Raw genomic sequence first — 13,062 nt, 5'->3', positions numbered from 1 at the left:
TTCGGCGGCTCGGGGCGGCCCCCGGGCGCCCCGCGGGCGGGGGGGGGGGGGCCTGCCCGCGGGGGGGCCCGGGGGGGGGGGCGCCCCGGGGCGGGGGGGCCGCGCCGCGGGGGCCGCCCGGCCGGCCCGGCGGCCGGGCCGCACGACGGAGGGCGGTGCCCGGCGCCCCGGGAAAGGGGCCGGGCACCGCCCTCCGAGCGGGCCGCGTGGGTGGTCAGCCGGCGGCCGGCGGGGCGTACTTGTAACCCACCCGCCGTACGGTCTGGATCGTGCGGCGGTGCTCGGCGCCCAGCTTGCGGCGCAGCCGGGCGATGTGGACGTCCACGGTGCGGCCGTCGCCGACATGGCCGTAGCCCCACACCGTGGTGACCAGCTGGTCGCGGGTGTGCACCCGGTGCGGGTGCGCGACCAGATGCGCCAGCAGCTCGAACTCCAGGTACGTGAGGTCGAGTTGGCGGCCGTCCACCTCGGCGGTGCGGCGCGCCGGGTCGATGCGCACGAGCGGGTCGCCGGTTCCGGCGGCGGCCGCCGGCACGGCCTCGGGGCGCTGCTGGTCCGGCCGGTCCGGCACCGCGACCGGCGGCAGATGCGGCTGCTGGTCGGCCGGGACCAGCACCAGGTAGCCGATCATCGGCGGCCGGCCGGGCAGGACCGGCAGGGTGTGCTGGGGGGCGGGCAGCCAGGTGGCGCCCGGGGGCAGGAAGTCCGCCACGTCCACGACCTCGTCCCGGTCCACGGCTCGCAGCCGGTGCCGCGGTGCGGCGGCCGGGGCGGCGGTCGAGGGAGCGGGGGCGGGGAGGCCGGCAGTGGTCAGGGAACGGGTGGTCGCCATGAGAGGTCAGCTCTTTCGCGCGAGGAGTTCGTCGGAAGGAGCGACGGCCGCGATTCGTGGTCGGGCGCGCCGCGGGACGTACGTCGTTTCGCGCTGGCCGAAGGCCGGGGTGTACGGCTTCAGAGGGCCCGCGCGTTCGTCGCGCGGCAACACACCCGGTCGTAGTCGTGGTGCTGACGGGACGGCCAGAACGGCTCGAGGTCATGGCGACCTGTCGCGTGCTGCTTCTGGAAACCGGCCATGTCCCCCATTGAAGCAGAGACCCGGCCCGGCGAGGACCCTCCTCTCACTGCTTGGACGCTTCCTTGGCGTGAAGTTGACGCAGCGTGCCTCGTTCGACCAGGCATCCGCGCGGGTCAACGCCTCGGCGCGGTGAGCGCGCCCGGGGCGTCGTCCCACAGTGTGGACGCCGGGCCCCGGGCGAGGGCAGGCCGAAGGGGCGCCCACCGTGCGGTGGACGCCCCTCGCGAAGCCTGTGCCGAAGCCCCTGCCGGGGCCTCACGGCGGCGGTGGATCAGACCTGACCGGCCTTCTCCAGCGCGGTGCAGCAGGTGTCGACCAGCAGCCGCGTCACGACGTACGGGTCCACGTTGGCGTTCGGGCGGCGGTCCTCGATGTAGCCCTTGCCGTCCTTCTCGACCTGCCACGGGATGCGCACCGAGGCGCCGCGGTCGGAGACGCCGTAGGAGTACTCGTTCCACGGGGCGGTCTCGTGCAGGCCGGTGAGGCGGTCGTCGATGCCGGCGCCGTAGTTCTTGACGTGGTCCATCGGCTTGGAGCCCTCGCCGAGCGCCTCGCACGCGGTGATGATCGCGTCGTAGCCCTCGCGCATCGCCCGGGTGGAGAAGTTGGTGTGCGCGCCTGCGCCGTTCCAGTCGCCCTTGACCGGCTTGGGGTCGAGGGTGGCGGAGATGTCGAAGTCCTCGGCGGTGCGGTACAGCAGCCAGCGGGCCACCCACAGCTGGTCGGCGACCTCCAGCGGAGCGAGCGGGCCGACCTGGAACTCCCACTGACCCGGCATGACCTCCGCGTTGATGCCGGAGATGCCGAGGCCCGCCTCGAGGCAGTTGTCCAGGTGCGCCTCGACCACGTCACGGCCGAAGATCTCGTCCGAGCCGACGCCGCAGTAGTAGCCGCCCTGCGCGGCCGGGAAGCCGCCCTCGGGGAAGCCGAGCGGGCGCGAACCCTTGAAGAAGGTGTACTCCTGCTCGATGCCGAAGACCGGCTCCTGGTCGGCGAACCGCCCGGCGGTCTCGGCGAGCGCGGCACGGGTGTTGGACTCGTGCGGCGTCATGTCGATGTTCAGGACCTCGCACAGGACGAGGATGTCGTCGCCGCCGCGGATCGGGTCGGGGCAGGTGAAGACCGGCTTGAGCACGCGGTCCGAGGCGTGGCCCTCGGCCTGGCTGGTGGAGGACCCGTCGAAGCCCCAGATCGGCAGCTCGGCACCCTTGGCGTCGTCGCCGAGGATCTTCGTCTTGGAACGGAGCTTGGCCGTCGGCTGGGTGCCGTCGATCCAGATGTACTCAGCCTTGAAGCTCACGGGCCACGTCCTTCGGGTCTCGCTGGGCGCACTTGCGGGTGCTGCGGCGCTGCGGCACTGGGGCGCCGCCGTTGATGCGGGCAGCATGTCAACGGCCGATTTCCCGTCCGTTGCCCGAGTGTGAACCCCGTGTTACCTGGGCGGCTGTGTCCCGGTTCACGCGGCGTGAGGCGTCCTGCGGTCCGGACGCGCGGCCGGGGCCCGCCGCTCCCGGGCGGAGACGGCGGGCCCCTCACGCTCACCGGGCGAGCGCCGGGCCGGGCCTCACCCCACCTTCTCGATCCGCGCGTGCCGGATCAGGAACTTGCCCGGCTCCCGGACCTGTTCGAAGGCGGCGTCGTTCAGCAGGACGCAACTGCCGGAGACCGAGGTGACCTTCACCGTCGTGGACTTGTCGTTGTCCAGGTTGGTGACCTTCAGCGTCGTACCGGCCGGGAACTGGTTGCTGGAGGCGGCCGGGGCGCCGCCCTCGCCGGACAGGGTGACGGTGGAGCCGGTGCAGACCTGCTGGCCGGCGGCGGCGCCTCCGGCGTTCCCGGCGTTCCCGGCGCCGGTCCCGCCCTGCGCGGGCGGTGCGCTCTGCTGCCCGGCGGCCTGGTCGCCGCCGCCCGCGGCCTGGTCGCCCCCGCCCGCCTGCTGGCCGTTCTGCGCCTGACGGCCCGCTTGGGAGTCCTGAGCCGACTCCCCGACCGGGCAGCCCGACGCCGCCTGCTTGCGCTTGATCTCCTCGATGACCGCCTCGCGGTTGGCGATCCGGGCCGCCGACTGCGCGTCCGGGTTCGCCCGCTGGCCGTCGATGAACGTCTGGTTGTTGCCGAGGGCGGTGGCAAGTCCCTGGCAGACCGTCGAGTCCCCGGCGGACAGGGTGCGCGGGGCCGGCGGCGGTGCGGCGTTGGACGTGGCCGCCAGGGCGAAGGCCCCGGTGCCCGCCACCGCCGCCGCGCCGGCCAGCAGGGCGATCTTCTTCTTGGTGCCGAGAGTTCTCCTGCGCGACATGCGCGCCTCCTGAAGAGCTAGGGGAGCGTACGCCGCTATGTACGGGATGCCGCACGAGGTCGCTCAGCGGTCCCGGAAGACGATCGAAGTAACCTGTGTCACAGAGGAGTCGAGACCGCCGGGAGGACGTCCGGGCCGGTGGTCCGGTCAGCCGCGGCCGAGCGCGCCCCGGACCGCCTCCTCCGTGCGCGCCACGACCGCCGAGCCGTCGTCGGCCGTGATGATCGGGCGCTGGATCAGCTTCGGGTGCGCGGCCAGCGCCGCCACCCAGCGATCGCGGGCGCCGGCGTCGCGGGGCCACTCCTTCAGGCCCATGTCCTTCGCCTCGGCCTCCTGGGTGCGCGTGATGTCCCACGGCTCCAGCCCGAGCCGGCCGAGCACCGCCCGGATCTCGTCCTCGGTCGGCGCCTCCTCCAGATAGCGGCGGACGGTGTAGTCGGCGCCCTCGGCGTCGAGCAGGCTGATGGCGCTGCGGCACTTGGAACAGGCCGGGTTGATCCAGATCTCCATGCCGGCCACGGTAGCCACCGAACACCTGTCCAGGCCGGCCGCGTACCGTTCCCCGTGACCAAGATCAGTACGGCAGACACTGGGGGACCGGCGATGAGCTGGCACGACGGGTGGAACGGGAAGAACGGGAAGAACGGGAAGAACGCTGGGACGGGCGGGGCCGCGAGGGGAAGCGGCAGCCGGGCGGGCGCGTCCGGCGCGGAGGACGCGACGGGCAGGCCGGCCGTCTCCCGCGGCCGGCGATACGCGGCCGTGGCGGGCGTCGTCGCCGTGGCCCTCACGGCGGGCGGCTGCGCCGGCGACGGCCGCGGAGGAGCCGACGGCGCACGGGCCGGAGCCACCGCCGGCGCCCACCCCTCCGCGTCCCCGGGCGGAGCCCGCCGCACCGCACCGGGCGTCAGCGCCGCCACCTGGCGCAAGTGGGGGCTCAAGCCGCTGCCCGCCGCCCCGGAGCCTCCGGCCGACAAGCCCGTCAAGCTCTCCGCCACCGGGCCCGTCCCGGTCTTCTCGCACATACCGACCTCGCGGAAGGTCGTCTTCATCACCGTCGACGACGGGCAGGAGAAGGACCCCCGATTCATAGCGATGATGCGGGACCTGAAAATACCGATCACGCTGTTCCTGATGAACGACGCCGTCAAGTCGGACTACGCCTACTTCAAGCCGCTCCAGGAGATGGGCGACCACATCCAGAACCACACCCTGCACCACCCCGCGATGAACACCGTCCCGCTCGCCCGTCAGAAGGAGGAGGTCTGCGGCGCCCAGCGGGTCCTCACCGAGGAGTACGGCACCGCGCCCCTGCTGTTCCGTCCGCCCTACGGCGCGTACGACACGGCGACCAAGACGGCCGTGGGGGAGTGCGGGCCCCGGGCGATCGTCTGGTGGCGGGAGTCGATGCAGATCACCGACATGCAGTACCAGACGGGCGACAAGAAGCTGCGGCCCGGCGACATCATCCTCGCCCACTTCCGCGGACCGAGCGAACTCAAGGGCGCCACCATGACCGAGATGTTCGCCGACCTGCTGAAGCGAATACGCGGCCAGGGCTTCGCCGTGGCCCGTCTGGAGGACTACATCCAGGCTCCGGCCGACTGATGTTGTTCGATTTTCTGACGCCTCAGGGGCACCTCAAGGACCGTACGTGACGGGGCCTCAATTCCCGGCTCCACCAGGCTTTTTGCAGGCCTTCCAACCGCCCCGGATGTCAGTGCCCGGCAGTACACTGGAAGCAGTGTTCGAAAGGTGTCGCCGGGGGGTCCGCGCGGCGCCCGCACGCGACAGGAGGATGCCTGTGCCCGCTGCCGCACTGAAGCCGAAGCCGTTGCCGACCCAGTCCACCGCGAGGCGTTCCGTCCCGCTCGACTCGCCCTACCAGCCCCTGGCCAAGCGGCCGTTGCCGGCCGGGCGGCCGCGTGACTGGTACGTCACGCACAACCGCCGTCTCAAGGCGATGCGGCTCGCCATCGCCCTGCTCGACTCCGGCGTCCAACCGGGCCAGGCGCGCAACGAGACGATCCGCACCACCGCCGAACTCATCGGCGTGCACCCGCCGTCGGACACCACCTGCCACATGGTGCGGGCACTGATGCGCTACTCGCGCTGACCCGCCGCCGGGTGCTCCGGTCCTCCGGGGCACCCGGCGCGGCAGCGCGTGACTTTCAGGCCGTCACGCCGTCAGCTCCTTCTCCAGGGGCGTACGGAAACGCGGTGTCACCCTGGTCGCCCCCAGCAACTCCGTGAGCCGCCTGGCCCGTTCGGCGACGGCGGTCTCCACCTCCCGGCCGGTCCCCTCCGGGTCCAGCAGCCGCCAGACGATCTCGCCGTCCGGCCGCTGCGCCCACCCGCCGACCACCCGGCCGTTCCACCACACCGTGGGGCCGACGTTGCCGCTGCGGTCGAACAGCGCCGGCCGCAGCTCGGGCGCGAGATACCAGTCACGCTGCTGCCAGCCCATCGCCGTCGGGTCGAGGGCGGGCAGCAGCGCCGCCCAGGGCTCCCGCGGCGCGGCCACCGGTTCCGTGTCGTCCGCGACCACGTACCCCGTGCCCTCGTCCAGCGACACCCGCAGCGCGCCCATCGCCGTGAGCGCCCGCCGCACCTCCGTGGTCCGCCAGCCCGTCCACCACTTCAGGTCCGCCTCGGTCGCCGGTCCGCAGACCGCCAGCCAGCGCTCCAGCAGCTCCCGCTGCGCGTCGGCGACGTCCAGCTCGGGATGCTCGGGCGCGAGGGCCCAGCGGAACTGCGTGGACGTCCAGGAGCCGAGCGGCCGGCCCCGCACCACCCTGCCCTCCACCCCCAGCAGCCGCAGCAGCCGCGAGGAGACGGTGTGCACGCCCTCGTAGCTCTTCCCGGGCGCGTACGCGAACTGCTCGCGCAGCCGCGGCTCGTCCTCGGCGAGTTCGGCCGCCGTGGCCTGGCCGCGCCGGGCCAGCGCCGCCAGTGCCGACTCCTCGACCTCCTTCAGCCAGGCCGCGTCCGGCGCGCCCGCCGCCGCCATGTCCTTCAGCAGCTGGGTCCGGGCGCGGGCGGCGACGGCGATGCCCGTCGAGGCGTGCACCACGGCCGTCAGCGCGGCCGGGAGGACGAACACCGTGTTCCGCATGCCGTGCATCCGCACCAGCGTGCGGTCCTCGTACAGCGCCCGCTCGGTCGCGGCCACCGTGCCCGCCGGGTCCGCCAGCCGGGCGCCCACCCCCAGGTACACCGTCGCCGGGTCGGTGCCGTGCAGCGCCACCAGGCACTCGGCGACCTCCTCCGGGCGCGCCGCCCCCGCCCCGGCGGCCAGCCGGTGCCGCAGGGCGAGGCGGGCCCGCCGCTCCGCCACGCCGATGTGCCGCTCTCCCATGGGCGCCTCCTCGGTTCCGTGCGGTCGTCGTCCTTGAGGCATCCTCGCCCACGCCACTGACATCCGGGCCGCGCCCGCTCCGGCCGCCGCGCTCAGCCGCCGTAGCGCTCCAGCAGCCCGGTGACGTACGCCTCCAGCCGGTCGGCCAGCACCCGCGGGGTGAGGTCGGTGCGGCCCAGCTCGCGCCACGGCCCGGCGAGTTCGGCCGCGTCGGGGCAGTAGTGCAGGGCGTCCAGCAGCCGCCAGTACAGATGGCCGGCCCCGTCGGCGAGAGGGCGTCCGCCCAGCGCCTCGTAACGCTCCCGGAACCCGAGGCCGTGCTCGGGCCCGTGCAGCAGCGCCAGCGCGGTCGAGCAGTGCGCCACATCGAGGTCGGCGGGGCCCCAGGAGGTCTCCACCCAGTCCACGACCCCGCCGATCCGCGGCTCCGCGCCGTCCCCGGTGAACAGCACGTTCCCCGGGTGGTAGTCCCGGTGCAGGAAGCAGCCCTCGTACGCCGGCGGCTCCCGGCGCAGCACCGCCACCGCCCGCTCCCACACCGCGCCCGGCGGCGCCTGCACCCGCTCCGGCGGCGTCCACGCCTCGTAGGGGCGCGGCCGTACGTCCGGTACGACGGCGTGGACGCGCCCGAGCTGCGCCGCGAGCAGGTCCAGCCGCCGGTCCAGGTCCGGCCCGTCGTCCACCCGTACGCGCCCCGGCAGCCGGGTCATCAGCAGACTGGGGTGGTCGCAGTGCTCGCCGGTCGCGTCGACGGCGACGGGCGCGGGGGCCGGTACGCCGTCCCGGTCGGCCAGCAGCGCGAGAACGGCGGCCTCCCGGGCCAGCAGGGCGGGGGCGTGGCGGCGGAAGAACGGCTTCACGAACGTCCGCAGCACCAGCGAGGCCCCGTCGTCCAGCGTGAGCGCCCGCATCTGCGAACTCCAGCCGCCGCTGAGCGGGCGGACGCCGGCGACCGTGCGGCCCGGCGGCACCTGCTTGGCCACCCACGCCCTGGTCGCCGTCCAGCCGCCGTCGCCGAGTCCGGTGAGGAGCGCGGCCACCAGCTCCCGCCGCGCCTCGGGATGGTCGCGCAGCCACCGGCCCAGCGCGTGATCGGCGTCGGGCAGGTCGAGGCGGGTGAACTGCGCCCGGGCGGCGAGGGCGTCCTGCACGGCCTCGGTGACGGCGGGCGGGATGACGGCGTCCGTACCGGGCACGACGAGCACCGCCCGGCCCTCGTACGCGCGCAGGGCGTCCAGGGCGGGGGAGGCGCGCCAACCGCCGGGCCGCCGGATGATCGCGCTGAACGGCCCGGTCCCGTCGCCGAACGGCACCTCCCAGGCGGCGCCCGCGTACACCGCCGGCGCGGCGAGGCCGAGCGCGGCCACCCGCCGGCCGTAGTGCCGGGCCAGATCGGCCACGGTCTGGCCGCTCATGCTGAACCCGACCAGGATCAGCGGCCCGTCCGCCGGCGTCCGCGCGTCGATCACCGACACCGCCTGCGCGAACCGGCGGCGCAGACTCAGCTCGCTGAGCGCGCCGCTGCTGTCGCCGTGCCCGGAGAAGTCGAAGGCGAGCCCCGGGCAGCCGCGGGCGGCGAACTCGGCGAGCAGCGGCAGCAGCCGTTCCTTGCTGCCGTTTCCGGCGCCGTGCAGCAGGACGACGGTGGGGCGCCGCCCGGGCTCAGGGCCGCCGCCCCCCTCGGAGGGACGGCCGGGCGCGGCGTCGGCGGGGCCGCCAGCGGCGGGGGCGTGGACACCGCTGAGGCGTTCGCCGTCGTACGCGTGCGTGAAGGGGACGAGAGGGGAGGACGTCGTGCTCATGGCGCCCATTCACGCACGTCGCGGGGCGCGGGAAGGGCGGCTTCGGCGGATCCGGGCAAGGCGCCCGCGCCCGTGCCCGCCGAGGACGCCCGCGCTCGCCGAGGACACCCGCGCCCCCGAGGACGCTCGCACCCACCGCGCCCTCACAGCCCCGGAGCGCCCCAGAGCGGGAACCAGCGGCTCAGGTCCTCCTCCATGCGCAGATCGTCGGCGAGCATGGCCTTGACCTGGATCTCCAGGGCGTTGTCGCGCCGCTGCGCCTGGCCGGGCAGCGGGGCGAACGGGTAGAAGGACCCCCGCTTGTACAGGTACACCAGCGCCAGCCGACGGCCGGCGTCGTCGTGGAAGCCGGCCAGGGAGCACAGCAGTTGGGGGCCGAAGCCGCCCGCCTCCAGGGCGCTGTTCACGGCGTGCAGGTCGTTGACCAGCTCGGGCAGCTGGTCGGGGGCGCGGCGGGAGACCAGCCAGGAGTAGCCGTAGGCGTCCTGGACGCGCTCGACGGGCGGCCCGGTGCGGCCGGTGTCGGCGTCCAGGAGAGCCTGGACCTCACGGTGGGCCTGCTCGAAGGCGGCGCCCTCGACCGTGGCGAAGCAGACCGCGCCCTGCCCGGTCGGGGTGAGACCGGCCGCCGCCTCCAGCGTCACCGCCGCCGACGGCAGCCCGAACAACTGGTCGAGGTCGGGCGGGGTGGGTCTGGTACGGCCGAGCAGGATGTCCAGCAGTCCCATCCTCAGCCCGCCTTACCCGGCGTCGCGGCCTCGCCCAGCTCGGCGGAGATCCGGCCGAGCTGCGCGAGCCGCTGCTCCAAACTCGGGTGGGTGGAGAAGAGCCGGGCGATGCCGGGGTCGGAGCCCAGGGCGGGAGTGAAGTAGAAGGCGTTGAAGGCCTGTGCGGTGCGCAGGTCCTCGGAGGGGATGCGGGCGATGTCGCCGGTGACCTTGGTGAGCGCGGAGGCCAGCGCCGAGGGGCGGCCGGTGAGCAGGGCCGCGGCCCGGTCGGCGGCCAGCTCCCGGTACCGGGACAGCGCCCGGATCAGCAGGAAGCTGATGGCGTACACGGCAGCCGACACGCCCATGACCATGGCGAACACGGCCATCGTGTTCTGGTCCTTGCGGCCCCGGCCGCCGAACAGCTCCGAGTAGAACGCGAACCGCACCACCAGCCCCGCGATCACGCCGAGGAAGGACGCGACCGTGATCACGGCGACGTCCTTGTGCGCGACGTGCGACAGCTCGTGCGCGAGCACGCCCTCCAGCTCGGCCGGTTCCAGCCGGCGCAGCAGTCCCGTGGTCACGCACACCACGGCGTTGTCCGGGTTGCGGCCGGTGGCGAACGCGTTCGGCATGTCCACGTTGGACACGGCGACCACGGGTCTGGGCATGTCGGCCATCGCGCACAGCCGGTCGATCACCGCGTGCAGCTCGGGATACTCCTCCCGCTCGACCACCCGCCCGTGCATGGCGAACAGGGCGATCCGGTCGGAGAACCAGTACTGGGCGATCAGCGCGGCGGCGGCGACCACCACGACCAGCACCCAGGACTTCAGGAGCACGATCAACGCGGCCACGAACGCCACGTACAGCAACCCGAGCAGGAAAAGCGTGACCCCCATGCGCACGGTCAGCCGCCTGTCGCTCCGGAAGCGGCTCTGCATCTTGCATCACCCCGCAGTCAGGCACTCGTCCCGACTCCAGTGTGCACCTGCCGCCCCCACCGCGAACGGGCCCGGACGGCCCTCATACACCCTTCATACCGAAACCCCTGCAGCCGTCCGTACGGGGCGTGCGTCCGGGCGTACCCGGTAGCTCGTTCGGCTCAAGATGCCGCGCGGACGGGGGACGGCTAGCCTCGATGAGGAGTGATCGCGCTGCGGCCGCGGCCTTCTCCGTCACGTTCTCCGAGAAGTGGCACGAGTGGGTGGAAGGAAGGAATTCCATGAAAGCACCACGCGTGAGGCGTCTCTTCGCGGCAACCGTCGCCGGCGTACTGCTGGCGGGCGGCGCGGCGGCCGGCACGGCCTCCGCCGCCACACCGGACAAGGCCCCGACCACCACGAACAACCGCTGCGGCGGCTGGTGGAACAACTGCGGCTGGGGCGGCCGGGGCGGCGCCTACTACGGCCCGGGCTTCGGCTACGGCTATGGCTACGGCGGTGGCAGCACCGTCGTGATCATCGTCTGACCCCGCCCACGACGAACGAGGGCCGCCGTCCCCACCGGGGACGGCGGCCCTCAGCCGCGCCGGATGCTCCCGGGGGCGCAGGGGCAGGAGCGCGCTGGCGGCGAGCCGACCCGCTCGCGGTGCCGGACGCGAAAACGGCCGCCGGCCGTGCCCCTCCCCGCAGGAAGGACACGGCCGACGGCCGATACGCGGCCCAGGGGAGCGGAAACCCGCTCTGACCTGGGGCGCTGTCACACGTCGAAGTAGAGCTCGAACTCGTGCGGGTGCGGGCGGAGCTGGAGCGGGGCGATCTCGTTGGTGCGCTTGTAGTCGATCCACGTCTCGATCAGGTCCGGCGTGAACACGTCGCCCTGGAGGAGGAACTCGTGGTCGGCCTCCAGGCGGTCCAGGACCGCGCCGAGGGAGGTCGGGACCTGGGCCACGTTGGCGTGCTCCTCGGGAGCCAGCTCGTAGAGGTCCTTGTCGATCGGCTCGGCCGGCTCGATCTTGTTCTTGATGCCGTCCAGGCCCGCGAGGAGAAGAGCCGAGAAGGCGAGGTACGGGTTGCCGGAGGAGTCGGGCGCGCGGAACTCGACGCGCTTGGCCTTCGGGTTCGAACCCGTGATCGGGATACGCATCGCCGCGGAGCGGTTGCGCTGCGAGTACACCAGGTTGATCGGCGCCTCGAAGCCCGGCACCAGGCGGTGGTAGGAGTTCACCGTCGGGTTGGTGAAGGCCAGCAGCGACGGGGCGTGCTTGAGGATGCCGCCGATGTAGTAGCGGGCGGTGTCCGACAGGCCCGCGTAACCGGCCTCGTCGTAGAACAGCGGGTCGCCGTTGCTCCACAGCGACTGGTGCACGTGCATGCCCGAGCCGTTGTCGCCGAAGATCGGCTTCGGCATGAAGGTCGCCGTCTTGCCGTTGCGCCAGGCGACGTTCTTCACGATGTACTTGAACAGCTGGAGGTCGTCCGCGGCGGCCAGCAGCGTGTTGAACTTGTAGTTGATCTCGGCCTGGCCGGCGGTGCCCACCTCGTGGTGCTGGCGCTCCACCTTCAGACCGGCCTTGGCCAGCTCCAGGGAGATTTCGGCGCGCAGGTCGGCGAAGTGGTCGACCGGCGGGACCGGGAAGTAGCCGCCCTTGTAGCGGACCTTGTAGCCGCGGTTGTCCTCCAGCGCACCGGTGTTCCAGGCGCCGGCCTCGGAGTCGATGTGGTAGAACGACTCGTTCTCCGCGGTGCGGAACCGGACGTTGTCGAAGACGTAGAACTCGGCCTCGGGGCCGAAGTACGCGGTGTCGGCGATACCCGTGGACGCCAGGTACGCCTCGGCCTTCTTCGCCACGTTGCGCGGGTCACGGGAGTACTGCTCGCCCGTGATCGGGTCGTGGATGAAGAAGTTGATGTTGAGCGTCTTGTCCCGGCGGAACGGGTCCACGCGCGCGGTGGAAAGGTCGGCGCGCAGGGACATGTCGGACTCGTGAATGGCCTGGAAGCCGCGGATCGAGGACCCGTCGAACGCCTGCTCCTCGTCGGGGTCGAACGCCTCGGCGGGCAACGTGAAGTGCTGCATGACGCCCGGCAGGTCGCAGAAGCGGACGTCGATGAACTTGACGTCCTCGTCCGCGATGTACTTCTTGGCCTCGTCGGCGTTCTGGAACATCCAGCTCCTCCTACTCCCGACCGTCCCGCCGGGGTGGTAGATCGTTCGTGCGGCCAGTGCGGTGGCACACGCTGCCTCGACCCTAGGGACGGGTGATTTCTCGGGCGTGACCCATTTGTTTCGCAGAAGTTAACCGGCCGGGGTCGGGTCACGTCGGCGGACACCCCGGCGGCCCGTCTCCGTCCAGCCTCGCAGTACCGTGGTCGGGTGGACAACAGGCAAGCAGTGGGATCGTGGCTGTCCGGGCCGCGCGCCGCCATGGAGGACGCCGGAGCCGACCTCGGTTACCGGGGCGAACGACTGGGACTGCCGGAGCAGGGACCGGGCTCGATCGCCCGCCCCGGCCGGCGGCTGGGCGCGGTCGCCGTCGACTGGGCCCTGTGCATGCTGATCGCATACGGCCTGATCACCCATGGCTACGACCAGGCCACCGGCAACTGGGCGCTGCTCATCTTCTTCGTGCTCGGCGTCCTGACCGTCGGCACCGTCGGCTGCACGCCCGGCAAGCGGCTGCTCGGCCTGCGTGTGGTCGCGCTGCGCACCGGCGGCGTGCAGCCGCTGCGCGCCCTGCTGCGCACGGTCCTGCTGTGCGTCGCGATCCCCGCGCTGATCTGGGACCGCGACGGCCGCGGCCTGCACGACCGGCTGGCGGGCACGGTCGAGGTCAGGATCTGAGCCGAGGCCCGGATCCGACCGGTCCGCGCCGGGGG

13 protein-coding genes are annotated in these 13,062 nt (G+C 73.1%); 4 read left to right on the top strand and 9 right to left on the bottom strand.

Features of this window, described 5'->3' with window-relative positions:
• Positions 1-214 precede the first annotated feature (214 nt).
• From AB0N63_RS10875 to AB0N63_RS10860, 4 genes are all read right to left on the bottom strand, one after another.
• A complete protein-coding gene (locus AB0N63_RS10875; RefSeq protein ID WP_365527032.1) occupies positions 215-832 on the bottom strand; it encodes a winged helix-turn-helix domain-containing protein in 618 nt (205 codons plus the stop codon).
• A gap of 514 nt (positions 833-1,346) precedes the next feature.
• Entirely contained in the window at positions 1,347-2,375 is a 1,029-nt protein-coding gene (glnII, locus tag AB0N63_RS10870; RefSeq protein ID WP_365527029.1) for a glutamine synthetase, read from the bottom strand.
• A 264-nt stretch (positions 2,376-2,639) separates the two neighbouring features.
• Positions 2,640-3,371 carry a hypothetical protein gene (locus AB0N63_RS10865; protein ID WP_365527027.1) on the bottom strand — a complete coding sequence of 244 codons (732 nt, stop codon included), beginning with the start codon at positions 3,369-3,371 and terminating at the stop codon, positions 2,640-2,642.
• Positions 3,372-3,518: 147 nt separating this feature from the next.
• The gene (locus AB0N63_RS10860) at positions 3,519-3,881 is read right to left on the bottom strand and encodes an arsenate reductase family protein (protein ID WP_365527024.1); all 363 of its coding nucleotides are present in this window, start codon (positions 3,879-3,881) and stop codon (positions 3,519-3,521) included.
• 93 nt (positions 3,882-3,974) lie between these two features.
• Between AB0N63_RS10860 and AB0N63_RS10855 the strand changes: the two genes are divergently transcribed.
• Positions 3,975-4,979, top strand: a complete 1,005-nt coding sequence (locus tag AB0N63_RS10855) for a polysaccharide deacetylase family protein (protein WP_365527022.1) — start codon at positions 3,975-3,977, stop codon at positions 4,977-4,979.
• A gap of 196 nt (positions 4,980-5,175) precedes the next feature.
• A complete protein-coding gene (locus tag AB0N63_RS10850; RefSeq protein WP_365527019.1) occupies positions 5,176-5,487 on the top strand; it encodes a hypothetical protein in 312 nt (103 codons plus the stop codon).
• A 63-nt stretch (positions 5,488-5,550) separates the two neighbouring features.
• Here the strand turns inward: AB0N63_RS10850 and AB0N63_RS10845 are convergent, their stop codons facing one another.
• The 4 genes from AB0N63_RS10845 to htpX form a co-directional block, all read right to left on the bottom strand.
• Positions 5,551-6,729, bottom strand: a complete 1,179-nt coding sequence (locus AB0N63_RS10845) for a winged helix DNA-binding domain-containing protein (protein WP_365527016.1) — start codon at positions 6,727-6,729, stop codon at positions 5,551-5,553.
• A 92-nt stretch (positions 6,730-6,821) separates the two neighbouring features.
• Positions 6,822-8,531 (bottom strand): alpha/beta fold hydrolase, encoded by a 1,710-nt coding sequence (locus AB0N63_RS10840; RefSeq protein ID WP_365527013.1) that lies wholly within the window; start codon positions 8,529-8,531, stop codon positions 6,822-6,824.
• Between the two features lie 143 nt (positions 8,532-8,674).
• Positions 8,675-9,259: a hypothetical protein gene (locus tag AB0N63_RS10835; protein ID WP_365527010.1), complete on the bottom strand. Its 585-nt coding sequence runs from the start codon at positions 9,257-9,259 to the stop codon at positions 8,675-8,677.
• Between the two features lie 2 nt (positions 9,260-9,261).
• Positions 9,262-10,185: a zinc metalloprotease HtpX gene (gene htpX, locus AB0N63_RS10830; RefSeq protein ID WP_009188232.1), complete on the bottom strand. Its 924-nt coding sequence runs from the start codon at positions 10,183-10,185 to the stop codon at positions 9,262-9,264.
• A gap of 281 nt (positions 10,186-10,466) precedes the next feature.
• Between htpX and AB0N63_RS10825 the strand changes: the two genes are divergently transcribed.
• A complete protein-coding gene (locus tag AB0N63_RS10825; RefSeq protein WP_365527007.1) occupies positions 10,467-10,712 on the top strand; it encodes a hypothetical protein in 246 nt (81 codons plus the stop codon).
• A gap of 230 nt (positions 10,713-10,942) precedes the next feature.
• On the opposite strand, the gene glnA is transcribed toward AB0N63_RS10825, so the two are convergent.
• Positions 10,943-12,352 (bottom strand): type I glutamate--ammonia ligase, encoded by a 1,410-nt coding sequence (gene glnA, locus AB0N63_RS10820; RefSeq protein ID WP_009188226.1) that lies wholly within the window; start codon positions 12,350-12,352, stop codon positions 10,943-10,945.
• Between the two features lie 207 nt (positions 12,353-12,559).
• Between glnA and AB0N63_RS10815 the strand changes: the two genes are divergently transcribed.
• Positions 12,560-13,027 (top strand): RDD family protein, encoded by a 468-nt coding sequence (locus AB0N63_RS10815; protein WP_365527004.1) that lies wholly within the window; start codon positions 12,560-12,562, stop codon positions 13,025-13,027.
• The last annotated feature ends 35 nt before the right edge of the window (positions 13,028-13,062 follow it).

The sequence above is a fragment of the Streptomyces sp. NPDC093260 genome, assembly GCF_040683715.1.
Taxonomy (GTDB): domain Bacteria; phylum Actinomycetota; class Actinomycetes; order Streptomycetales; family Streptomycetaceae; genus Streptomyces; species Streptomyces sennicomposti.
The sequence above is the reverse complement of the archived record's forward strand: the minus strand, read 5'-3'. Positions and strand labels throughout refer to the sequence as shown.

Excerpts from the sequence above, each read along its gene's own strand:
- glnA (WP_009188226.1), bottom strand. The coding sequence starts at position 12,352 with ATGTTCCAGAACGCCGACGAGGCCAAGAAGTACATCGCGGACGAGGAC.
- AB0N63_RS10860 (WP_365527024.1), bottom strand. The coding sequence starts at position 3,881 with ATGGAGATCTGGATCAACCCGGCCTGTTCCAAGTGCCGCAGCGCCATC.
- AB0N63_RS10835 (WP_365527010.1), bottom strand. The coding sequence starts at position 9,259 with ATGGGACTGCTGGACATCCTGCTCGGCCGTACCAGACCCACCCCGCCC.
- AB0N63_RS10875 (WP_365527032.1), bottom strand. The coding sequence starts at position 832 with ATGGCGACCACCCGTTCCCTGACCACTGCCGGCCTCCCCGCCCCCGCT.
- AB0N63_RS10855 (WP_365527022.1), top strand. The coding sequence starts at position 3,975 with ATGAGCTGGCACGACGGGTGGAACGGGAAGAACGGGAAGAACGGGAAG.
- AB0N63_RS10845 (WP_365527016.1), bottom strand. The coding sequence starts at position 6,729 with ATGGGAGAGCGGCACATCGGCGTGGCGGAGCGGCGGGCCCGCCTCGCC.
- htpX (WP_009188232.1), bottom strand. The coding sequence starts at position 10,185 with ATGCAGAGCCGCTTCCGGAGCGACAGGCGGCTGACCGTGCGCATGGGG.
- AB0N63_RS10840 (WP_365527013.1), bottom strand. The coding sequence starts at position 8,531 with ATGAGCACGACGTCCTCCCCTCTCGTCCCCTTCACGCACGCGTACGAC.
- AB0N63_RS10825 (WP_365527007.1), top strand. The coding sequence starts at position 10,467 with ATGAAAGCACCACGCGTGAGGCGTCTCTTCGCGGCAACCGTCGCCGGC.
- AB0N63_RS10865 (WP_365527027.1), bottom strand. The coding sequence starts at position 3,371 with ATGTCGCGCAGGAGAACTCTCGGCACCAAGAAGAAGATCGCCCTGCTG.